The sequence below is a fragment of the Paractinoplanes deccanensis genome, assembly GCF_016862115.1.
Taxonomy (GTDB): Bacteria; Actinomycetota; Actinomycetes; order Mycobacteriales; family Micromonosporaceae; genus Actinoplanes; species Actinoplanes deccanensis.
Genome location: NZ_BOMI01000050.1, coordinates 18157 through 40650, shown reverse-complemented (window position 1 = coordinate 40650; position 22494 = coordinate 18157). Strand labels below are relative to the sequence as shown.

Below are 22494 nucleotides of genomic sequence, written 5' to 3'. Positions count from 1 at the left end.
GAGCACCCTATCTCCGCGGTTGACGGCGGACGACAACGGGTAGTGCGGCGGCACGCGAAAGCCCTGATCATCGGTTACGCTGCCGGTTCTCAGGAATCTCGATTTCTCACTTGTGCCAGCGCCATCTCTGACCCTGGAGGACGCGTGACAACCCCACCCCCTTACTACGGCCCCCCGGCCGGTGACCCTGTCGGCCCGCCGGCCGGCAACGAGAACACTCAGGGCCTCGTCGGCATGATCCTGGGGATCGTGGCGATCCCGCTGGTCTGCTGCGTCTATCTCGGCATCCCGCTCGGCATCGCGGCCGCCATCGTCAGCTGGCTCGGCCTCCAGAAGGCGAACGCGGGGCGGGCATCCAACCGCAGCCAGGCGCTCACCGGGCTGATCTGCGGCGCGATCGCCGCGGTGCTCGGCATCGGCCTGCTGATCTGGGCGCTGACCGCCGGTCAGAACATCAACTGGGAAGACTTCAACACCAACAACTGACGCTCGCCCACGGTGAGGGCCGCCGCTCGGCGGCCCTCATCGTGGGGTTTTGAAGCGCTTGCCGGCGGCCGCGCCGATGGCGGCCGAGACGCCGACGACGGCGGTGGCGACGAGTCCGACCTGCCAGGCGTCGGGGCCGATGGTGGCCATCCGGCCGTCGCCGAGCGGCCCGCCGGAGAGCCAGGACATCACGCCGAGCACCAGGCCGGCCGCGGGGCCGGCGATCAGGCCACCGCCGATCAGCAGCGACCACGGGATGCCGGGGGCCCGGCGCCCGGGGCGGACACCGGGATCCGGCGGCGCCTCCTCGGCCTCGCGGACGGCGCGCAGCGTGAGCATCCAGCCGGCGGCGAGGCCGGCGAGCACCGGGATCGCCAGCAGCAGGGCGCCGACCGCGCCCATCGGGCCGTTCGGCAGCCCGGCGAGCAGGGGCAGGGTGGGCAGCGGCCCGACGGTCACCTCGGTCAGCCGCACCACCGATCCGGTGCCGAGCGCGAACCCGGGGCCGAGCAGGTAGGCGGCCGCCCAGATCGCGCCGTTCACCCCGTACGCGAGGCTGACCAGGGTGATGCCCGCCTGCCCGGCCACGCCGGTGCGGTAGGCGGAGATCATGTCGGCGGCCTGGCCGCCACCGACGGCGACGGACAGGCCGGTCACCGCGGCGCCGGCGGCGAGGATCACCAGGGCCGCGAGCACGCCGGTGCGCAGCCCGTGCCGGAGGGTGGCGGGCATCGTGCGCGCCCAGCGGTGCAACGCCCCGGTGCCGCGCAGCGAACCCGCGAGCGCGGCGACGCCGCCGAAGACGAAGAGGTTGACCGCGGCCCTGCCGGGCGCGACCTCGGTGCCGCGGCCGTCGACGGCGAGCGCGGCGAGCGAGCCGAGCAGCGAATAGGTCAGCGCGATCGCGAAGGCGACGGAGAGGGCACTCGCTGTGGACTCCGAGCGGCGGGCGCCGACGGCGCGGGTGACGTGCAGGCCGGCGCGCTCGAGCCGCCAGACGATCAGCGCGGTGAGCAGCAGCGGAGCGAGGCCGAGCGGGCCGATGGAGGTGCCGATCGGCACGCCGTGCCCGAGCAGCCAGCCGGCGAGCCCGGCGTGCGCGGCGCCGGCCAGGCCGCCGGAGCCCTCCAGCGTGCGGGCCAGGCCGATGACGGCGGCGACGGGCAGATAGGAGATGAGCGCGGCCCAGAGGGTGGCGAAGCCGGCGGCCACCGGCAGCGGGGCCCGGCGCACCCGTTCGGGCGGGGGCGAGGGCCGGCGCTGGCTGGGCAGCTTGACGGTCTCGCGGTTGCCCAGCGCCTTGTCGTCGACGAGGACGGTCTCCTGCGGGGCAGGCTCCTGCTGAGCCGGGTCGAAGGCCTCGGTGCGGCGCTCGACCGGCTCGGTGTCGCGCAGGACCGCGTCGGCGACCGCGAGCGGGTCGTCCGAGTTGTCCGGGCGGTCGGGTGGCGTCGACATCGTGAACTACTTTTTCACGCCGGAGGCTGACCAGCGAGGCAGATACGACGGCGCGCCGCCAATCAATTGACGGCGCGCCAACGTGCGAACCGAGATCAGCTCATGACCTCACGCATGAGCCGGGCGGTCTCGCTCGGCGTCTTGCCGACCTTGACGCCCGCGGCCTCGAGCGCCGCCTTCTTGGCGTCGGCCGTGCCCGCGGAGCCCGAGATGATCGCGCCGGCGTGGCCCATGGTCTTGCCGGGCGGGGCGGTGAAGCCGGCGATGTAGCCGACCACCGGCTTGGTGACGTTCGCCTTGATGAACTCGGCGGCCCGCTCCTCGGCGTCGCCACCGATCTCGCCGATCATGACGATCGCGTCGGTGTCGGGGTCCTCCTGGAACGCCTTGAGCGCGTCGATGTGCGTGGTCCCGATGATCGGGTCGCCACCGATGCCGACGGCGGTCGAGAAGCCGAAGTCGCGCAGCTCGTACATCAGCTGGTAGGTCAGCGTGCCGCTCTTGCTGACCAGGCCGATGCGGCCGCCCGGGGTGATGTCGGCCGGGATGATGCCGGCGTTCGAGGCGCCGGGCGACGCGATGCCGGGGCAGTTCGGCCCGATGATCCGGGTCTTGTTGCCACGGTCGATGTTGTACGCCCAGAAGGCGGCCGAGTCCTGCACCGGCACGCCCTCGGTGATCACCACGGCGAGCGGGATCTCGGCGTCGATCGCCTCGATCACGGCCGACTTGGTGAACGCCGGCGGGACGAAGATGACCGACACGTCGGCGCCGGTCTCCTTCATCGCCTCGGCGACGGTCGCGAAGACGGGCAGCTCGGTGCCGTCGAAGTCGACCTTCGTACCGGCCTTGCGCGGGTTCACGCCGCCGACCACCTGCGTGCCCGCGGCGAGCATCCGCTTGGTGTGCTTGGAGCCCTCCGAGCCGGTGATGCCCTGGACGATGACCTTGGAGTCCTTGGTGAGCCAGATCGCCATTACGTCACTTCCCCGCAGCCGCGAGCTCGGCGGCGCGCTCGGCCGCTCCGTCCATCGTGTCCACCCGCTGCACCAGCGGGTTGTTCGCTCCGTCGAGGATGGCACGGCCGGCCTCGGCGTTGTTGCCGTCGAGGCGCACCACGAGCGGCTTGGTGACGGTCTCCCCGCGCTCGGCGAGCAGGGCGAGGGCCTGGATGATGCCGTTCGCGACCGCGTCGCACGCGGTGATGCCGCCGAACACGTTCACGAAGACCGACTTCACCGACGGGTCACCGAGGACGATCTCGAGGCCGTTCGCCATCACCTGCGCGCTCGCGCCGCCGCCGATGTCGAGGAAGTTCGCCGGCTTCACGTTGCCGTGCTTCTCGCCCGCGTAGGCCACCACGTCGAGGGTGGACATGACCAGGCCGGCGCCGTTGCCGATGATGCCGACCTCGCCGTCCAGCTTGACGTAGTTGAGGTTCTTGGCCTTGGCGGCCTGCTCCAGCGGGTCCACCGCGGACTGGTCGACCAGCGCCTCGTGGTCGGGGTGCCGGAACGCCGCGTTCTCGTCCAGGGTGACCTTGGCGTCGAGCGCCAGCACCCGGCCGTCGCCGACCTTGGCCAGCGGGTTGACCTCGACGAGCGTGGCGTCCTCGGCCACGAACGCCTGCCACAGCTTCACGGCGATGTCGACGACCTGGTCGGCGACCTCGGCCGGGAACTTCGCGGTCTCGACGATCTCGCGGGCCTTCGCCTCGTCGACGCCCTTGCTGGCGTCGATCGCGACCTTGGCGACCCGGTCGGGCTGCTCCTCGGCGACCTGCTCGATCTCCATGCCGCCGGCGACGCTGGCGATGCAGAGGAAGGTGCGGTTCGCGCGGTCGAGCAGGTAGGAGAAGTAGTACTCCTCCTTGATGTCGGCCGTCTCGGCCAGCATCACCTTGTGGACCGTGTGGCCCTTGATGTCCATGCCCAGGATGTCGCCGGCCCGGGCCTCGGCCTCGTCGGGACCGTCGGCCAGCTTGACGCCGCCCGCCTTGCCCCGCCCGCCGACCTTGACCTGCGCCTTGACGACGACCTTGCCACCGAGTCGCTCGGCGATCGCCCGGGCCTCCTGCGGGGTCTCGGCGACGCCGCCGCCCAGCACGGGCAGCCCGTGCCGTTCGAACAGGTCACGCCCCTGATACTCGAACAGGTCCACGTGTCTCCTTTCGCTCGCGACGCCAAGCGCCGGCAAGCCGCACCATTGCGTCCCGACCTGTGTGCGCGGCGAACTCTTTGAGGCGTCGCCGGCGTGAAGAATGTCCGGCCCTGCGGGCCTTCATTCGCAGACTAGCGACCTGAACGGGTGCTCCGAAGGCGCGGGTGCGCGGTGTGCAAGACCACACACCCGGGGCCCCTGGGACGCCTGTGGCGGGTTCACGCCAGTGGTACGCGGTTCGCCGCGAAGTAGGCCACGGCCTGGAGGATCTCGTCCTCCTCCTTGTCCGCGAAGGTCAGCGTGGCGGTCAGCCCACTGCCGTAGAGGGCCTGGAGCCGGGCCGTGTCCGCCGCGGTGAACGCGCCCAGGCCGCCGCTCACCCGCGGGTCGCGCGGGTGCACCACGAGCAGCTTCTCGACGTACCACCGGCGCCGGTCGATCAGCCCGATGTGCTCCCAGGGCAGCCAGATGGCCTGGCCGCGGGTCGGGCGCGTCTTGATCCAGAGCCCGGCGGGGCCGGCGGCGAGGACCGGGCCGCCACTGGAGACCAGCCAGGTGAGGAAGCCGACGAAGAGGAAGAAGAACACGCCGATCGCGAACGGCATGACGAGCAGGCCGGTCCGGTTGGCGTCCTCGTCGAGAGCGGCCGCTCCCAGCAGGCAGAGCAGGAACAGGGTGAGCCCTCCGGACGCGAGGCCGGCGAAGCGCAGGCGCTTGGCGAGGTGGGGCCGGACGATGAAGGGCTGGTCCTCGGGGATGCGGCTGACGACGGGGTACGGGGTGGTCACGCGGGCCTCTTGAAGCGGTGAGCGGGGCGGGGCCGCGACAGGCTAGACGACTCGGGACGCCGCCGGGTGACCCCCGCCCAACTTCCCTCCGGCGCCGCGTAACCCGTCCTCGCAGGCGTCGTTGAGTGTGATGTCGGTGCGCTACGGCGCCCGGCGCGAAGGCGGCCGATGCCCTGTCGGTCGAGGGGTGGCGGCGGGGCATCGTGCATAGAGAGGCCGGACGTGTGAGGGGTGCGTCCGGCCTCTCCCCTTGCCCCGTGTCCCGCGCCCGCGGCGCGGGCCTACCCCCGGCGTCAGCCGTGGCGGGCCCGGCGATATGCTTTTCGCTGGTCAGGCCACCGGCGCAGAGACATTGGCGCGCACCCATTCGACGATGGACGCGGTGGTCGCGCCCGGCGTGAATATGCGGGCCACTCCCAGCTTTTCCAATTCGGCGATGTCGTCGGCGGGAATGATGCCGCCGCCGAATACGACGACGTCGTCGGCGTCACGCTCCGCCAGTAGTTCGATTACTCGGCGGAACAATGTCATGTGCGCGCCGGACAGAACGGACAAACCGATCGCGTCGGCGTCCTCCTGAATGGCGGTCTCGACGATCTGCTCCGGCGTCTGGTGCAAGCCGGTGTAGACCACTTCCATGCCGGCGTCACGCAGCGCGCGAGCCACCACCTTGGCGCCCCGGTCATGCCCGTCCAGCCCGGGCTTCGCGACGACGACCCTGATCCGTGCCTGCATCCTGACCCTCCGTGCCACTGACCGCGATGTCACCTGAACGAACGGTAACCCGCCCGCGCACCGAGGGGTAGCAGTGGGCGCGAACCGGTGATCACCTGGCGTGACGAGAAATGTATTCTGCGTCACCTCACTTTGCGCTTCCCGGTCAATCACACCGCGTGTGCGAACAGTTCGCCAGGGAAAGGCCACGAATTCGGACATTCGCTGCGCAATGCGGACCGGGAACTGTCAGCGAATTGGCGCTGCGACTTGTGACCCGGCTGCCGTTTCGTTACCGTGGCTCCCGGCTGTCAACCGGTTAACGCCGATCCGACAGCACGGAAGCCCCGGTTCACCGGAAATTTCGGTAGGCCGGAACTGCCGACGTTTTGCCACCGACGGAGGGTTGTTCGTGCGCCAGCGCTTGTCGTCTGAGCCCGATCGCTATCGCGGCCGCCGCCGCGTACCCACCCCTCCCCGCAGCCGCTACGCCGTCGCCGTCACCTCCGCCTTCGTCGGAGCCGGTGTGGTCGCCCTGGGCGCGGCCAACATGCCCGACGCCAAGCAGGTCGACAGCGAGGTCCTGCAGAGCCTCAAGAGCGCGCAGTACGCCTCCGACGCCGTCGCCGACCGCGCGGCCGACGAGACCGCCGCCTCGCGGAGCGACAGCCGCGACTCCGCCGCCAAGCAAAAGGTCAGCGCCGAGCAGGCCGCCGAGGACGTCTGGCTGCTGCCGCTCGACGACTTCCAGTTCACCTCGCCGTACGGCATCCGCTGGGGCAAGCTGCACGCCGGCATCGACCTGGCCGCCCCCGAGGGCCTGCCCTACAAGTCGGTGCACGCCGGCACGGTCACCCAGGCCGGCTACAACGGCGGCTACGGCTACTCGGTCACCGTCAAGAACGACGACGGCACCGAGGTCATCTACGCGCACTCCCGCCGCGTGCTGGTCAAGGCCGGCGACAAGGTCAAGGCCGGCCAGGTGATCGGCGAGGTGGGCAGCACGGGCGCCTCCTACGGCACCCACCTGCACCTCGAGATCCACGTCGGCGGCGTCCCGACCGACCCGATCCCGTTCCTCCGTGAGCGCGGCGTCGACATCAAGCTCCAGGTCGAGTCGGTCTACGCGGGGATGGCCGCCGCCTCCTGAGGCAGTGACCTCCTACCCGGGGGTCGCACGGTGACACCTCTTTTTCCTTCCCGCTTTCCCTCTTTCGGTGCCGAGTGGTTGCCGCTCGGTAGGCGTTGCGTTCCCAGGACCCCCGGCGGCTCAGTGCCCACCGGGGCGCGCCGACAGGCAGATGTCGGTCGCCAACTGGGAGGTCCTCACCGTGCCGCATCGAGCCGAACCGCGCACCGGCGGTCGTCACCGCCAGGAGACGGTCCGCCGGCACGTCGCCCTGCCCTCCGTCTTCACCACGAGGCGCAGCCGCACCGTCCTTCTGGCTGCGGCCCTGGGCGCCGGGCTGGTCACCGGGGTCACCGGCGGGGTCGCCGCGGCGGCCGAGTCGTGGCAGAACGACAAGCCGGCCGACCTGCCCGTCTCGATCGCCGCCGACCTCGGCAGCGGCGACGAGCTCGCGCCGGGCGACTCGTTCCTGGCCGCCGACGCGCCGCCCTTCGCGGCCGGTGACGTCGCCGCGCAGCAGTCGCGGCTCAAGACGCGGCCGAAGCCGATCGCCGTGGCCACCGAGCCCGCCGCCGACCGCCCCGCGCCGGCCGCCGCCTGGGTCAACCCGAACCCGGCCGGCCGGGTCACCTCCTGCTACGGCCCGCGCTGGGGCCGCATGCACCAGGGCGTCGACATCGCCGGACCGTACGGCTCGCCGATCCTCGCCGTGGGCGCCGGCGTGGTCGTGCGCGCGGGCGAGGCCGCCGGCTACGGCAACGCGGTGCTCGTCGACCACGGCAACGGCTACCTCACCCACTACGGGCACCTGGCGACCGTCGCCGTGCGCGCCGGCGACCACGTGCGCACCGGCCAGCGCATCGGCGACGAGGGCTCGACCGGCCACTCCACCGGCCCGCACCTGCACCTCGAGGTGCACGCGGGCGCGTACAAGAACCCCGTCGAGCCCACCCGGTGGCTGAGCGAGCGCGGCGTGCGGCTCCGCGGCTGCTAGATCTTTTCGATCGGGGCGTGCCGCAGGATCAGCCACATCACCTGGTCGCCGAAGTCGATCTGGGCGCGGGCGCCCGGGCCCTGCCCCTCGACGGTGACGACCCGGCCGAGGCCGTAGCGCTGGTGGTTGACGCGGTCGCCGGCGGCCACCTTGGGCGCCTGCGGCAGCTCGCTCGCCGTCGCGAGCTTGCTGCCGTCGATGCCGAGGCGGCTCGCGAGCTGCTGCGCCTTGGGGGTGCCGCCGGAGAAGCCGCCGCCGCGTGCGCGGTCTCCCCCGGCGCGGCCGCCCACGCCGCCGCCCGTGCCGGACCAGGACGTGTAGTTGCCGGCCGTGCGCTCCCAGCGGATCAGCTCGGACGGCAGCTCGGCCGTGAACCGGGAGGGCGGGTTGTACTGCGGCTGACCCCAGGCGCCACGCGTCACCGCGCGCGAGAGATAGAGCCGCTGACGGGCGCGGGTGATCCCCACGTAGGCCAGGCGGCGCTCCTCCTCGAGCTCGTTGTTGTCGCCGAGCGCGCGGGTGTGCGGGAAGACGCCGTCCTCGAGCCCGGTCAGGAAGACCACCGGGAACTCGAGGCCCTTCGCGGTGTGCAGCGTCATCAGCGTGACGACCCCCTGGTGGTCGGGGTCGTCGTCGGGCAGCTGGTCGGCGTCGGCGACGAGCGCGACCTGCTCGAGGAAGCCGGCGAGTGTGGCGGCCTGCGCTTCCTCGTCCTCTGCCTGGGCTTCCACACGCTCCGTGTACTCCCGGGCGACGCTCACCAGCTCCTGGAGGTTCTCCACCCGGCCCTGATCCTGCGGGTCGAGGCTCTCCTCCAGCTCGGAGAGCAGGCCCGAGCGCTGGAGCACCGACTCGAGCACCTCCTCGGGCGGCGCCGTGCGGGACAGCTCGCGCAGGTCGTCGAGGAGCTGCACGAAGTCGAGGATGCTGTTGGCCGCGCGCGTGGAGATGCCGGGCGCGTCCTTCGCGCGGCGCAGGGCCTGGCCGAACGAGACGCGGTCGCGCGCGGAGAGCGCCTCGACGCACGCCTCGGCCCGCTCGCCGATGCCCCGCTTGGGGGTGTTGAGGACCCGGCGGATGCTCACCGTGTCGTCGTCGTTCACCACCGCGCGCAGGTAGGCCAGCGCGTCGCGCACCTCTTTGCGCTCGTAGAAGCGCACCCCGCCGACCACCTTGTAGGGCAGGCCGACGCGGATGAACACCTCTTCGAACACCCGGGACTGCGCGTTGGTGCGGTAGAAGACGGCCACGTCGCCGGGACGCGCCTCGCCGCGGTCGGTGAGGCGGTCGATCTCGCGGGCCACCCAGTCGGCCTCGGCGTGCTCGGTGTCGGCCACGTATCCGACGATCTGCTCGCCGGCGCCCTGGTCGCTCCAGAGCCGCTTGGGCTTGCGCGACGTGTTGCGGTCGATCACCGCGTTGGCGGCCGAAAGGATGGTCTGGGTGGACCGGTAGTTTTGCTCGAGCAGGATCGTGCGCGCGTCGGGGTAGTCGCGCTCGAACTCGAGGATGTTGCGGATCGTCGCGCCGCGGAACGCGTAGATCGACTGGTCGGCGTCGCCCACGACACAGAGCTCCGCCGGCGGAACCTCCGAGCCCTTCTCCCCCACCAGCTCCTTGACCAGCATGTATTGCGCGTGGTTGGTGTCCTGGTATTCGTCGACGAGCACGTGCCGGAAGCGCCGGCGATAGGTCTCGACGACGTGCGGGTGCGACTGGAAGAGGTGCACCGTGGCCATGATGATGTCGTCGAAGTCGAGCGCGTGCGCCTCGCGGAGGCGGCGCTGATAGAGCTCGTACGCCTCGGCGATGGCCCTCTCCTGCGGGCCCTTGGCCTTGTCCTTGAACTCCTCGGGCTCGATCAGCTCGTTCTTGAGGTTGGACACCTGGGCCGCCAGGCCGCGGGCCGTGTAGCGCTTGGGGTCGAGGTCGAGCTCGCGGATCACCAGCTGCATGAGCCGGCGCGAGTCGTCGGCGTCGTAGATGGAGAAGGTGCTCTTGAGGCCGGCGTGCTCGTGCTCGGCCCGCAGGATGCGGACGCAGGCGGAGTGGAAGGTGGAGACCCACATCAACCGGGCGCGCGGGCCGACCAGGTGTGCCACCCGCTCCTTCATCTCGCCGGCGGCCTTGTTGGTGAAGGTGATCGCGATGATCTCGCCGGGGTGCACGTCGCGCGCGGCCAGCAGATAGGCGATGCGATGGGTCAGCACCCGGGTCTTGCCCGAGCCGGCGCCGGCCACGATGAGCAGCGGCGACCCGGCGTGGGTGACCGCGTCGCGCTGGGGGCCGTTGAGGCCGGTCAGCAGCGACTCGGGGTCGAGCCCGCGGGGCGCCGGGCGCGCGGGGCGGGGCGCCTCTGGCTGCCGCACGGCGGGCATGGCGAACAGGGCCCCGTCAGTGGGAGCTTTGTCTGTGGATTCAGAGGAAGGTCGCATCGCGGGGGCAAGTCTATGCCGACCCCCCGACAAGTTCGCCCGTTGTCCACAGGCATAGATATCCACAGTTTTCGCCGAACCGGTAGCGCGCACCGTCGTCGATGAGTAAGAGTCCAACACTATGGATCGCCCACGTCTCGCGGCGCTCGGGCTGGCGCTCGCCCTCGCCGCCGCCCTGCCGCTGGCCCAGCCCGCGCCGACCGCCGCGGCGCCTCCGCCGGAGTTCGCGCCGGTCAGTGTCTCCTCCGGCCTGTCACACGGCACGACCGTCAAGGGACAGTTCCTCAGCTACAACGACTTCCACGGCGCGATCGACCCGCCGAGCGGCAGCGGCGCCGTCGTCAACGCCTCCGGCACCAGCACCCCCGCCGGCGGCGTCGAATACCTCGCCACCTATCTCAAGAGGCTGCGCGCCGAGGCCACCGCCGAGGGCCGCTCGACGCTGACCGTCGGCGCGGGCGACCTCATCGGCGCGTCCCCGCTGGTCAGCGCCGCCTTCCACGACGAGCCGACGATCGAGCTGATGAACCAGGTCGGGCTCCAGGTGAGCTCGGTCGGCAACCACGAGTTCGACGAGGGCGTCGACGAGCTGATCCGCATGCAGCGCGGCGGCTGCCACCCGGTCGACGGCTGCCAGGACGGCGACGGCTTCGGCGGGGCGAAGTTCACCTACCTCGCCGCCAACACGATCAACAACGAGACCGGCCTGCCGATCCTCCCGCCGATCGACATCAAGGTGATCAACGGCGTGCCGGTGGGCTTCGTAGGCCTCACGCTCGAGGGCACGGCGGGCATCGTCAACCCCGCCGGCATCAAGGACGTGCACTTCACCGACGAGATCAAGACGGCGAACAAGTGGGGCACCATCCTCAAGACGTTCGGCGTCAAGGCCCAGGTGCTGCTGCTGCATGAGGGCGGCTCGCAGGGCACGGCCTCCCCGACGCCCGGCGTCTCCGACTGTGTCAACTTCTCCGGCCCGGTGGTGCCGATCGTGGCGGGCCTCAACCCCGAGTTCGGCCTCGTGGTCTCGGGCCACACCCACCGCTTCTACTCGTGCACGCTGCCCAACTCGCGCGGCACGTCGGTGGTGACCAGCGCCGGCACCAACGGTCAGCTGATCACCGACATCGACTACACGCTCGACACCCGCAGCGGCCGGTTCGCCGGCATCACCGCCAAGAACGTGATCGTCGAGAACGGCGTGCCGGACGGCCAGGGCGGCTGGAAGAAGGACGCGAACGGCGTCTACCTGAAGAACCCCGAGACCGTCGACCCGGACGCCAAGAAGATCGCCGACAAATACCGTACGGCCGTCGCGCCGATCGCCAACCGCGTCGTCGGCTCGATCACGGCCGACATCACGCGCACCGCGACCCCGGCCGGCGAGAGCGCGCTCGGTGACGTGATCGCCGATGCCCAGCTCGCCTACACCCAGGGCGCCGGCGCGCAGATCGCGCTCATGAACCCGGGCGGCATCCGCGCCGACTTCGACGCCGAGGCGTCCCCGGGCGGCGAGGCGACGGGCCAGGTGACGTACGGCGAGGCGTTCACCGTCCAGCCGTTCAACAACCTGGTGGTCACCCAGACCTTCACCGGCGCCGAGCTCAAGGCGGTGCTCGAGCAGCAGTTCGCCGGTCACGAGGGCCAGACCACGACCAAGATCCTCCAGGTGTCGGCGGGCTTCACCTACACGTGGAGCGCCTCGGCCGCCCTCGGCTCCAAGGTCACCACCATGGCCCTGAACGGCACCCCCATCGACCCCACCGCCACCTACCGCGTCACCACGAACGACTTCCTGGCCAACGGCGGCGACGGCTTCAGCTCCCTGACCGCCGGCGACGACCGCGCCACCGCACCCGGCTTCGACATCGACGCCCTGACCGCCTACCTGGCAGCGGCACCGGTCGCACCGGGCCCCACCAACCGCATCAGCACAACGGCCTGACCACCCAGGCGGGACGAGTGGGAGGCGTCCCACGGATCGGGCGCTTTTCTTGCGGAGTCGTTCCTGACGGGGGCATACTCGGCAACGTGATCCAGCAGGCGCGATTTTTTTACTACGGCCCGGAAGTCCCGGCAGCCGTAGGCCGCGTCTGAACGACAGACCTACATCGAGCCCCGGGCTTCACCGCCCGGGGCTTGATGCTGCCCGGGCCGGGTCGACCGGGGCGCAAGCACCCGAGGAGCACGACATGACCGCCGAACCCGTCGGTATGGACCTGAAGACCGGTGCGGCCGAGCCGCTGGCCGCGCACGAGATCCGCGCGATGCGCGAGCGGATCGACGAGATCGATCAGGCGATCATCGACCTCTGGCAGGAACGGGCCCGCCTCTCCCAGGAGGTCGGCCGCACCCGCATGGCGAGCGGCGGCACCCGCCTCGTCCTGTCCCGCGAGCGTGAGATCGTCGAGCGCTTCCGCGCGGCCCTCGGCGCCGACGGCGCCCAGGTCGCCCTCATGATCCTCCGAGCCGGCCGCGGCCCGCTCTGAGTCAGTAGCGGCGGGCCAGGTCGAGGGTCTCCGCGTAGTGGCAGGCGCTCGGGTGGGGCGAGCGCTGCCGCACCTCCAGCGTGGGCTCGTGCTGGGCGCAGCCGGGCTGGGCCTTCCAGCAGCGGGTGCGGAAGCGGCACCCCGACGGCGGATCGGCCGGTGACGGCACGTCGCCCTCCAGGACGATGTGCCGGCGGTGGCCCCGCAGGCGCGGGTCGGGCACCGGCACCGCCGAGAGCAGCGCCTGCGTGTAGGGGTGCGTCGGCTGGTCGTAGATCGCGACGTGGCTGCCCGTCTCGACCACCTTGCCCAGGTACATCACCGCGATGCGGTCGGAGATGTGCCGGACCACCGACAGGTCGTGCGCGATGAAGATGTACGACAGGCCGAAGTCGCGCTGGAGCCGCTCCAGCAGGTTGATCACCTGAGCCTGGATCGACACGTCGAGGGCCGAGACCGGCTCGTCGCAGACGATGATCTCGGGGCGGAGGGCCAGGGCACGGGCGATGCCGATGCGCTGGCGCTGGCCGCCGGAGAACTGGTGCGGATAACGGTTGATGTGGTCCGGGTTGAGGCCGACCACATCCAGCAGGTCGCGCACCGCCCGCTCGCGGCCCTGCCTCGGCACCGCGTCCGGGTGGATCGCGAACGGCTCGCCGATGATGTCGCCCACGGTCATCCGGGGATTCAGGGACGCGTACGGGTCCTGCATGACCATCTGGATGTTGCGGCGGGCGTGCCGCAGCGCCGGGCCGCGCAGGCGCACCATGTCGTCGCCGCGCACCTGGATCTCGCCGCTCGTCGGCTTCTCGAGCCCGACCAGCATCTTGGCGAGCGTCGACTTGCCGCAGCCGCTCTCGCCGACGATCCCGAGGGTCTCGCCGCGGCGCAGCTGGAGGTCGACGCCGTCGACCGCCCGTACCGCACCGGCCTTCGTCCTGAAGACCACGCCCTTGGTGATCGGGAAGTGTTTGACCAGGCCGCGCGCCTCGAGGACGACGTCAGACACCGAGGACCTCCCGGATGAAGTGGCAGCTGGCGATGCGCTGGGACGCGATCTGGTACGCGGGCGGCGGCGGATCCTGCCGGCAGACGTCCCGGGCGTACGCGCACCTCGGGTGGAACGGGCAGCCCCGCGGGATGTCGGTGAGCGCCGGCGGCAGCCCGCCGATCACGTTGAGCCCGCGCCCCTTGAAGTCGAGCCGCGGGATCGATTCGAGCAGGGCCTTCGTGTACGGGTGTGCCGGGCGCGCGTAGATGTCGTAGACCGGCGCGTATTCGACGACGCGGCCCGCGTACATCACCGCGATGGTGTCGGCGACGTCCGCGACCACCCCCATGTCGTGGGTGATCAGCATCAGGCCCATGGTGCGCTCGCGCTGGAGCTCGGCGAGCAGGCCCATGATCTGCGCCTGGACCGTCACGTCGAGGGCCGTGGTCGGCTCGTCGGCGATCAGCACGTCCGGGTCGAGCGCGAGCGCCATGGCGATCATGACGCGCTGGCGCATGCCGCCGGAGAACTGGTGCGGGTAGTCGTCGACGCGGCTCTTCGCGGCCGGGATGCGCACCTGGTCGAGCAGCTCGACGGCGCGGCGCTTCGCCTCCTGGCGGGACGCGCCGCGATGCGTACGGAACAGCTCGCCGATCTGGAAGCCGACGCTGTAGACCGGGTTCAGCGCGCTCAGCGCGTCCTGGAAGATCATCGCGATGCGGTTGGCGCGGATCGAGCGCCGCTCGTCCTCCGGCAGCCGCAGCAGGTCGACGCCGCGGTAGAGCACCTCGCCCTTGGTCACGTGCGCGGGCGGCGAGTCGAGGATGCCCATGATCGCCTGCGCGGTGACCGACTTGCCGCAGCCCGACTCGCCCAGCACGGCGAGCGTCTCGCCGGGGCGCAGGATGAGGTTGACGCCGTTGACCGCGCGCGCCACGCCGTCGCGCGTGCGGAACTCGACGTGCATGTCGTTGACCTGGAGCAGCGGGGCCTGGGGGTCGAAGTTCATCGCGGTCACCGCAGCTTCGGGTCGAAGGCGTCGCGCACGGCGTCGCCCAGCATGATGAAGGCCAGCACCGTGACCGCCAGGAAGACCGAGGGCCACACCAGCGGACCGGCGGCGGTACGCACGGACGGCCCGGCCTCGGCGATCGCGAGGCCCCAGCTGATCGCGTCGCCCTTGAGCCCGACGCCGAGGAACGACAGTGTCGCCTCGCTCGCGATGTTGACGCCGAGCAGGATGGTCAGCACCACCAGGAACGGCCCGGCCGAGTTGGGCAGGATGTGCCGGAACATCTGGCGTGCCGCGCCCGCGCCGAGCATGCGGGCCGCCGCCACATAGTCCTGCCCCTTCGCCGAGATGACCGCCGAGCGCATGACCCGTGCCGAGGTCGTCCAGCCGAGCAGGCCGAGCGTCAGCGTCACCGCGACGATGCCGTTGGACTGCGGGTCGCTGGAGAGCCGCTTGGCGAGCACGATGGCGGCGAGCAGGAACGGCACGCCGAGCATCACGTCGACGAAGCGGGACAGCACCGCGTCGAGCCAGCCGCCGTAGTAGCCGGCGGCGAGGCCGGCCAGCAGGCCCACCACGCCGGCGATCAGGGTCGCGAAGACGCCGACGATCAGCGAGTCGCGCGCGCCGTAGATCGTCTTGGCGTACACGTTGCAGCCCTGGAAGTCGTATCCGAAGGGCGCGCCGGAGGTCGCCGCGGCGTGCTTGTTGGCGAGCACGCAGTCGCGCGGACCGGCCGAGGTGAACAGCGACGGCCAGACCGCCATCAGCAGGATCACCGCGACCAGCGCCGCCGAGATCCAGAAGATCTTGCTGGAGCGCAGGTCGAGCCAGGCGTCGCCGGCGAGGCTGCGCGGCTTGGCCGGCGAGCTGCCGTGCCGGGGCCGGTTCGCGGCCGGGCCGGGCGCCTCGGCCGTGGTCACGGCGTTGAGGTCACTCATAGCGGATCCTGGGGTCGAGGGCGGCGTACAGCAGGTCGACGATCAGGTTGATCACCAGGAAGACGATCACCAGGACGCTCACGAAGCTGACCACGAGCGGGCCGTCCTCGAGGCGGATGCCCTTGAACAGTTGGTAACCGACGCCGGGGATGTTGAAGACGCCCTCGACGATGATCGCACCGGACATGAGGGCGCCGATGTCCACGCCGATCAGGGTGATCACCGGGATCAGCGAGTTGCGCAACACGTGCACGCCGATCACCCGCTTGGTCGCCAGACCCTTGGCCTTGGCCGTACGCACGTAGTCGGCGCGCATGTTGTCGGCGACCGAGGAGCGGGTGACCCGGAGCTCGGTCGCGAACACGACGGTGCCCAGCAGCAGCGCGGGCAGCAGCAGGTCGTAGAGGCCCGCGTCGCGGGTGACGGTCACCGGGAACCAGCCCAGCTTGACGCCGAAGATCACCTGGGCGAGCGGCGCCAGCGCCACGAGCGGCAGCGCCAGCATGACGAGGGCGACGGCCAGCGTGGCGTGGTCGAAGATGCCGCCGCGGCGGATGCCGGCGAACACGCCGGCCGAGACCGCGATGGCGGCCGAGATCAGCACCGCGAGCAGCGCCAGCTTGATCGTGACGGGCCACGCCTCGGCCAGCATGTCGTTTATCGAGCGGTTGGTCAGCGAGATACCGAAATCGCCGGTGAGCAGGCCCTTCACGTAGTGCCAGTACTGCGTCAGGAAGGGATCGTCGAAGTGGTACTTCGCGTCCAGCGCCGCTCGCTGGGCCTCGCTGAGCGGGCGTTCACCGACCAGGGCCTGGTACGGGTCGTCCTGGTTCGCGAACATCAGCGCGTACACCAGGAACGTGGCGCCGAAGAAGGTGAGCACCATCTGGAGCAGGCGCCGCACGATGTAGCGGAACATGTGGTGAAGCCTTTTGGGCCGAAGGGGTAGACACAGCGGTGGCGCCACGGTTTCACCTCAACCGTGGCGCCACCACCGTTCGAGCGTCACATTAACTGGCGATATCGATCTTGTAGATGTCCACCTTGGCGAACAGGTCCATGGTCACGTCGGTGACCCGCTCGGAGTGGCCGAAGACGTTCTGGCTGAACCGCAGCGGCAACACCGGCATGTCCTGCGCGAGGATGTTCTCCGCGGACTGCCAGTATTGCTGGGCCTGCGCGACCGTCGGCGCCTCGGAGCCCTGGCGGACCAGGGTGTCGAAGGCCGTGTTCTTGTAGCCGTAGTAGTTGGACGAGCCGTCGCTGGTGTAGAGCGGGCCGAGGTAGTTCTCCATCAGCGGGTAGTCCATCGACCACGCGAGGCGGAACAGGCCGACGTCCTCGTGGTTGCGCACCTTGGCGAGCAGGTCGGTCAGCTTCGGCACGGTCGCGCCGACGCAGTTGACGCCGAGCGCCGACTTGATCTGGTTGCACATCGCGTCGATCCAGGGCTTGTGGCCGCCGTCCGCGTTGTACGTGATCTTGATTTCGGACGGGCCGCCCGCGGCCGTGTACAGCTGCTTGGCCTTGGTGGGGTTGTACTCGCACGCCTGGCCGCAGCTGTCCTTGCGGGCGCCCTGCACCACGGGCGAGACGAACGCCGTCGCCGGGGTCTCGGAGCCCAGGAAGATCTGGTCGGTCATCTCCTGGCGGTTGATCGCCATCGAGATGGCCCGGCGCACCTGCGGGCTCTTGTACTTGTCGTCGTACATCGGGAAGGCGACGAACGCGAAGCCGGAGCTCGGGCTCTTGAGGAAGCGGTCGCCCAGGTCGCCGGAGGCCGACGAGAGGCTCTCGACCGGGATCTGCGTCTCGACGTCGAGGTTGCCCGCGACCAGGTCGTTGTACTGCGTGGTGAGGTCCTGGTAGATCTTCCAGGTGATGCCGTTGACCTTGGGGATCGTGCCCTTGAAGTCGGCGACCTTCTCGACCTGGATCTGCTGGTCGTGCTGCCAGGTGCCCTTGACCTTGAAGGGGCCGTTGCCGATCGGCGCCTCGCCGTACTCCTTCTTGAGCACGCCCTCGCTCGCCCACGCCGCCTTGGGCAGCGGGTAGAAGGCGTCGTAGCCCATGACCGACTCCCAGCCGGCGAAGCCCGCGGAGAGCGTGACCGTGAAGGTCGTCGCGTTGACCTTCTTGAGCCCGCTCATCTTCTTGGCCTTGGGCTCGGGCGCCTCCTGCGGACCGTCGTCGTCCGGGTCCTTGGACTGGAGGTCGGCGAAGCCCTGGATCCGGCTGTAGAAGTACGACGCGAGCTGGCCGTTCGGGCCGTATGCGCCGTAGTTCCAGGCGTCGATGTAGTTGTCCGCCGTGACCGGCTCGCCGTTGCTGAAGGTGAAGCCCGGCTTGATCTTGATCGTCCAGACCTTGTTCGCCTTGTCGTGCGTGATCGACTGGGCGGCGACCGGGTAGGGCGCGCTCTTCTCGTCGAACCGCACGAGCGGGTAGAACAGGGACGCCAGGACCTGCGAGCCACCCGTCTCCACCACATTGGACGGGATCAGGCTCGTGGGCTCGACGATGCCGATGCTGATGCTGTTCGGCAGCGCTTCGGCGTCGTCCGAGGAACTACCGCTGCAGCCGGACGCCAACAAGGCGATGGCGGCCGCTCCGGCCGCCATCTTCCATGGGCTTTTCCCAGGCATGGGGTGGGTGCCTCCTTCAAAGGCGCTCACGGGGGTCTGTGAGTCGCCAGCAACTGTGACACAGAGCCAATGACAGCCAAGGCCCCGTTACCAAGCCGATACTAGACAGGCCCGGTGCCACACTTGCTCCCCGACCGGTTCTTCGATATGAGGACCGGCCCTGAGCTGGGAAAACATCGGTCGGTGCACGAACGGCAACCCACCGCATCGACGGTGCGGCGCGCAGTCAGACGAGCCGGCGATCCGCCGCCCATCGTGACAATTCGTAACGGTTGCTCATCTGGAGCTTGCGCAGGACGTTCGACACGTGGGTCTCGACCGTCTTGATCGAGATGAACAATTCCTTCGCGATCTCCTTGTACGCGTAGCCGCGCGCGAGCAGCCGCAGCACCTCGCGCTCGCGGTTGGTGAGCTGGTCGAGCTCGGGGTCGGCGACCGGCACGTCGGGCCGCGACGCGAACGCGTCCAGCACGAAACCGGCGAGGCGCGGGCTGAAGACCGCGTCGCCGTCGGCCACCCGGCGGATCGCCGCGGCCAGCTCGTCCGGCGAGATCGTCTTGGTGACGTAGCCACGCGCGCCGGCCCGGATCAGGCCGATCACGTCCTCCGCCGCGTCGGAGACGGACAGGGCCAGGAAGCGTACGTGCGGATGGGTGCGCCGCATCGCGTCGAGCACCGCGCGGCCGCCGCCGTCGGGCATGTGCACGTCGAGCAGCACCACGTCGGGCTCGGCCGCCGCGATCTTGTTGATCGCCTCGGCCACCGTGCTGGCCTCGCCGATGACGTCGACGTGCGCGCCCAGCTCGGCGCGCACTCCCGCGCGGAACATCGCGTGGTCGTCCACCAGGAAGACGGTGAGCCGCCGGCTCTCGCTCACGGGCTCGGTCATCGTGTTGCCTCCTTACCGGCCGTCACGCTGTCCCGCGACATGGGCAGCGTCAGCCGGACCTCTGTGCCGTCGCCGACGGCGCTGCGGATCTCCGCCTTGCCACCGTGACGCTGCATCCGTCCGATGATCGAGCCTCGCACGCCGTGCCGCGATTCCTGTACGCCGTTGAGGTCGAATCCGGCGCCGCGGTCGCGCACGAAGACGCTCAGCTCGTCGGGCTCGACCTCGGCGTAGAGCGACACCGTCTGCACGCCCGCGTGCCGGGCAGCGTTGACCAGCGCCTCGCGCCCCGCCGCGACCAGCGCCGCGACCCGCTCGTCGCACTCGGTGTCGCCCACCACCACGGTCTCGACACTGATCGCGTAGGTGTCCTCGACCTCGGCGGCGGCCTGCTCGAGGGCGGCGGCGAAGCGCTCGGTCGGCGACGCGGTCGGCTTGTAGAGCCAGTTGCGCAGGCTGCGCTCCTGGCCGCGGGCGAGCCGCTGCACCTCTTTGATGTCGGCGGAGTTGCGCTGGATCAGCGCCAGGGTGTGCAGCACCTGGTCGTGGATCATGGCGGCGACCTCGGCACGCTCCTGCTCGCGGATGCGGCCCTCGCGCTCGGCCCGCAGCTGGTTGAACATGCGCCACAGCAGCGGGGCGGCGACCACCCCGACGCCGAGCAGGCCGACCAGCGCGAAGATCACCCCGTTGATGACCGAGGTGAGGCTGCCGGCCGGCGCGTAGACCGCGACCACGCCGATGATGCCGGTCGCGACCAGCACGCCGCCGCCGATGAAGCGCAGCAGGAAGAAGCGCCGGTCGCTCTCGGCCACCACGGCGGCCAGCCAGGGCGTCTGCGGCATCGTCGCGTTCCACTGGCGGCGCGTCGGGTCGGACTGGTGCCAGATGATGCCGGCGCCGACCGCGACCACGGCGATCAGCCAGCCCACCGTGCCGGCGACGTTGTCCTCGAAGACCAGGGCCTGCAGCAGGATGACGCCGAGGCCGATCGCGCCGAAGGGCAGCAGCATCGCCAGGTCGCGCCGCGGTGCGGGCTCGCCGGTGGCGACGATCTGTTGCGGCAGGACGGCCCAGAAGGCCGCGTAGAGCAGGAGGCCGAGGCCGTTGAACCCGAGCAGGACGACCAGCGCGATGCGCACGGCCAGCACGGGCAGCCCGAGATGCTGCGCGAGGCCGGAGGCGACGCCCGCGATGATGCGGTGGTCGCGCGGCCGCATCAGGCGGCGCGTCGGCGGTGCGGCGGCGGTGGTGATGGCTCCTCCTCGGTTGTGTACTCCGATCGTCACACGTTCGGGCCGCGCGGACCACGGGGAACTTCCCCTGGTATCCGGGTGGCCGGATCTCAGGGTGGCCTCAGGGTCGCCGCCGGAAGCGCCTCGGGTGCCCGGGGCGCGAGGATCGATGCCATGACCGACGAAGCTGCCGAACAGCAGGGTGCGCACCAGGGCACGCAGCCGCCCCCTGCCGCGGCGCCTCCTCCTGCCGCGGACAAGAACGCCCCGCCGTGGGCCGGTGGCCCCACGTTCTCGCGGGACAAGCTCGTGCGCCCCCGCCAGGGCCGCTATCTGGCCGGCGTCTCGGGTGCCCTCGCCCGTGCCACCAACACCGACCCGGTGCTGTGGCGGGTGCTCTTCGCCGTGCTGGGCATCATCAGCGGTGTCGGCGTGCTGCTCTACCTCATCGGGTGGCTGATCATCCCGGCCGAGGGCGACGCCGTCTCGCCGGTCGAGTCGCTGCTCGGCAAGGGCAAGGCCGGCATCTCCCCGGTCTCGGTGGTGATCCTCGGCGTCCTCGCGGTCCTGTCGTTCGCCTTCATCGTGCAGGACGGCATGCGGGCCAGCCTGCTCGCGTGCGGCGTCATCCTCGGCGCCATCCTGCTGATCAAGCGGTCCAGCAACCACGGCTCCGACTCAGCGCCGGCCACCTCTGCGCCGGCCACCTCTGCGCCGCCGCCCCCGCCCGCGCAGGATCCGTTCGCCTCGCCGGCGCAGGACCCCTTCGCCACGGCCGAGTTCGCCGCCGCCCCGCCGGCCTCGGCGACTCCGGCGCCCCCGGCCGCCACGACGGAGCCGCCGACGGCCGAGCCGCCGATGGCCGAGCCCCCGGTGGTGGAGCCGCCGGCCGACGAGCCGGTGACCGCTCCGATGCCGCCCGTCGCGCCGCCGTTCGCGCCGCCGCCCGGCGCCTACCGGCCGCCGTTCGCGCCGCACGGCCCGTACGCCCGGCCCACCCCCGCCACCTATCCGCCGGCGCCCCCGGCTCCGCCGCGCCCGCCGAAGCCGCCCAAGAAGCCCAAGGAGCGCTCGAAGCTCGGCCGCCTCACCTTCTTCGCGGTGATCGTGGTGATGGGCGTGCTGACCCTGATCGACATGGCCGGAGCGAGCATCGCGGTCTCCGCGTACTTCGCGGCAGCGCTCGCCACGGTCGCGGCCGGTCTGATCGTCGGTGCCTGGCTCGGCCGGGCCCGCGGGCTGATCGCGCTCGGCCTGCTGCTCACCATCGGGCTCTTCATCGCCACCGGCACCGAGCGCTGGGGCGACGACGTCGGCAGCAGCGTCTACCGGCCCACGTCGCTCACCCAGGTCGCCGACCGCTACGACTTCACCTTCGGCGACGCCACGATCGACCTGCGCCAGGTCGACTTCGCCGGGCAGCAGCAGACGATCACGGTCAGCATGAAGGTCGGCCAGGTGCGGGTGATCCTCCCGCCGAACGTCGACACGACCGCGGCGCTCCAGGTCGAGAACGGCCGCGCCGAGGTGTTCGGCAAGACCTTCGAGGGCGAGTCGATCGACAACGAGGACCTGACCGACCTCGGCCCGGACGGTGCCGGCGGCGGCACGCTCAAGCTCGACCTGCGTCTCAACGCGGGCAACCTGGAGGTGCACCGATGAGGCCGCATCGCACGGACGGCGTCTCGCTCAGCTTCGGCATCCTGTTCCTGCTGGTCGTCCTCTGGTGGGCGGTCTCGGCCGTGGTGACCGTCCACCTGCCCGCGGTGGGGTGGCTGGTGGCCGGCGGGCTGATCGTCTTCGGCGTGATCGGCCTGCTCGGCGCCCTCCGGTCGGCCCGCGGCGTGACGCCCGAGCCGGCCATGGCGGCCGCCGCGCCCGCCGAGCCGGCGCAGCCGGAGATCCCGGGCGACCTCCCGCCCGAGATGCACGCGTCGATCGTCCGCGAGCTCCTGGACGACCCGGCCGACCGCTTCGGCCGCGAACACCCCGCACCACCCGAGAAGGAGCAGCGCTAGGGTCTGCCCTGCCGATCACGGGGGAGCGAGACGAGGTCCAGGTGGTGGCTGGCGTCGGCCGCGGAACGGCCTCATACCGGGGTTGTATGTGGCCGTTCCGCGGCCGCCGT

The 22494-nt window shown here is 70.9% G+C and carries 20 protein-coding genes; 7 read left to right on the top strand and 13 right to left on the bottom strand.

Translation table 11 applies throughout. The features are described 5' to 3' along the window. Positions 1–144 precede the first annotated feature (144 nt). Positions 145–486 (top strand): DUF4190 domain-containing protein, encoded by a 342-nt coding sequence (locus Ade02nite_RS13845; protein ID WP_203762020.1) that lies wholly within the window; start codon positions 145–147, stop codon positions 484–486. A gap of 36 nt (positions 487–522) precedes the next feature. Here the strand turns inward: Ade02nite_RS13845 and Ade02nite_RS13840 are convergent, their stop codons facing one another. The 5 genes from Ade02nite_RS13840 to icmB all read right to left on the bottom strand — a co-directional run bounded on the left by Ade02nite_RS13840 (position 523) and on the right by icmB (position 5627). Next, complete coding sequence (locus Ade02nite_RS13840) at positions 523–1944, bottom strand: cell division protein PerM (protein WP_203762018.1); 1422 nt, start codon at positions 1942–1944, stop codon at positions 523–525. Between the two features lie 95 nt (positions 1945–2039). Beyond that, the gene (gene sucD / locus Ade02nite_RS13835; RefSeq protein WP_203762009.1) at positions 2040–2921 is read right to left on the bottom strand and encodes a succinate--CoA ligase subunit alpha; all 882 of its coding nucleotides are present in this window, start codon (positions 2919–2921) and stop codon (positions 2040–2042) included. Between the two features lie 4 nt (positions 2922–2925). After that, a complete protein-coding gene (sucC, locus tag Ade02nite_RS13830; protein WP_203762008.1) occupies positions 2926–4104 on the bottom strand; it encodes an ADP-forming succinate--CoA ligase subunit beta in 1179 nt (392 codons plus the stop codon). A gap of 218 nt (positions 4105–4322) precedes the next feature. Beyond that, complete coding sequence (locus Ade02nite_RS13825; RefSeq protein WP_203762007.1) at positions 4323–4892, bottom strand: hypothetical protein; 570 nt, start codon at positions 4890–4892, stop codon at positions 4323–4325. Between the two features lie 330 nt (positions 4893–5222). Further along, the gene (gene icmB, locus Ade02nite_RS13820; protein ID WP_203762006.1) at positions 5223–5627 is read right to left on the bottom strand and encodes a coenzyme B12-dependent isobutyryl CoA mutase small subunit; all 405 of its coding nucleotides are present in this window, start codon (positions 5625–5627) and stop codon (positions 5223–5225) included. A gap of 391 nt (positions 5628–6018) precedes the next feature. On the opposite strand from icmB, the gene Ade02nite_RS13815 reads away from it, so the two are divergent. Continuing rightward, entirely contained in the window at positions 6019–6756 is a 738-nt protein-coding gene (locus Ade02nite_RS13815) for a M23 family metallopeptidase (RefSeq protein WP_203762005.1), read from the top strand. A 151-nt stretch (positions 6757–6907) separates the two neighbouring features. Continuing rightward, positions 6908–7729, top strand: coding sequence for a M23 family metallopeptidase (locus tag Ade02nite_RS13810; protein ID WP_203762004.1), 822 nt, complete (start codon positions 6908–6910; stop codon positions 7727–7729). Here the strand turns inward: Ade02nite_RS13810 and pcrA are convergent. Further along, positions 7726–10107, bottom strand: coding sequence for a DNA helicase PcrA (gene pcrA / locus Ade02nite_RS13805; protein ID WP_239168737.1), 2382 nt, complete (start codon positions 10105–10107; stop codon positions 7726–7728). The genes Ade02nite_RS13810 and pcrA overlap by 4 nt on opposite strands. Positions 10108–10285: 178 nt before the next feature. Between pcrA and Ade02nite_RS13800 the strand changes: the two genes are divergently transcribed. Beyond that, on the top strand, positions 10286–12109 hold the full coding sequence (locus Ade02nite_RS13800) for a bifunctional metallophosphatase/5'-nucleotidase (RefSeq protein WP_203762002.1): 1824 nt from the start codon (positions 10286–10288) through the stop codon (positions 12107–12109). 247 nt (positions 12110–12356) lie between these two features. After that, positions 12357–12653: a chorismate mutase gene (locus tag Ade02nite_RS13795; RefSeq protein ID WP_203762001.1), complete on the top strand. Its 297-nt coding sequence runs from the start codon at positions 12357–12359 to the stop codon at positions 12651–12653. A 1-nt stretch (position 12654) separates the two neighbouring features. Here Ade02nite_RS13795 and Ade02nite_RS13790 read toward each other — a convergent pair whose 3' ends face one another. The 7 genes from Ade02nite_RS13790 to Ade02nite_RS13760 all read right to left on the bottom strand — a co-directional run bounded on the left by Ade02nite_RS13790 (position 12655) and on the right by Ade02nite_RS13760 (position 20351). Next, positions 12655–13662, bottom strand: coding sequence for an ABC transporter ATP-binding protein (locus Ade02nite_RS13790; protein WP_203762000.1), 1008 nt, complete (start codon positions 13660–13662; stop codon positions 12655–12657). After that, positions 13655–14653, bottom strand: a complete 999-nt coding sequence (locus Ade02nite_RS13785) for an ABC transporter ATP-binding protein (RefSeq protein ID WP_203761999.1) — start codon at positions 14651–14653, stop codon at positions 13655–13657. The genes Ade02nite_RS13790 and Ade02nite_RS13785 overlap by 8 nt, the downstream gene beginning before the upstream one ends. 5 nt (positions 14654–14658) lie before the next feature. Next, positions 14659–15597 (bottom strand): ABC transporter permease, encoded by a 939-nt coding sequence (locus tag Ade02nite_RS13780; protein ID WP_203761998.1) that lies wholly within the window; start codon positions 15595–15597, stop codon positions 14659–14661. Then, positions 15590–16516 carry an ABC transporter permease gene (locus Ade02nite_RS13775; protein ID WP_203761997.1) on the bottom strand — a complete coding sequence of 309 codons (927 nt, stop codon included), beginning with the start codon at positions 16514–16516 and terminating at the stop codon, positions 15590–15592. The genes Ade02nite_RS13780 and Ade02nite_RS13775 overlap by 8 nt, the downstream gene beginning before the upstream one ends. 91 nt (positions 16517–16607) lie before the next feature. After that, positions 16608–18242: a peptide ABC transporter substrate-binding protein gene (locus Ade02nite_RS13770; RefSeq protein WP_239168736.1), complete on the bottom strand. Its 1635-nt coding sequence runs from the start codon at positions 18240–18242 to the stop codon at positions 16608–16610. Between the two features lie 226 nt (positions 18243–18468). After that, a complete protein-coding gene (locus tag Ade02nite_RS13765; protein WP_203761996.1) occupies positions 18469–19131 on the bottom strand; it encodes a response regulator in 663 nt (220 codons plus the stop codon). After that, a complete protein-coding gene (locus tag Ade02nite_RS13760) occupies positions 19128–20351 on the bottom strand; it encodes an ATP-binding protein (protein ID WP_203762143.1) in 1224 nt (407 codons plus the stop codon). Before Ade02nite_RS13760 ends, Ade02nite_RS13765 begins: the two co-directional genes overlap by 4 nt. Positions 20352–20540: 189 nt before the next feature. On the opposite strand from Ade02nite_RS13760, the gene Ade02nite_RS13755 reads away from it, so the two are divergent. Both Ade02nite_RS13755 and Ade02nite_RS13750 read left to right on the top strand, forming a co-directional pair. After that, positions 20541–22028, top strand: coding sequence for a PspC domain-containing protein (locus Ade02nite_RS13755; RefSeq protein ID WP_203761995.1), 1488 nt, complete (start codon positions 20541–20543; stop codon positions 22026–22028). Then, a complete protein-coding gene (locus Ade02nite_RS13750) occupies positions 22025–22384 on the top strand; it encodes a hypothetical protein (RefSeq protein WP_203761994.1) in 360 nt (119 codons plus the stop codon). The genes Ade02nite_RS13755 and Ade02nite_RS13750 overlap by 4 nt, the downstream gene beginning before the upstream one ends. The last annotated feature ends 110 nt before the right edge of the window (positions 22385–22494 follow it).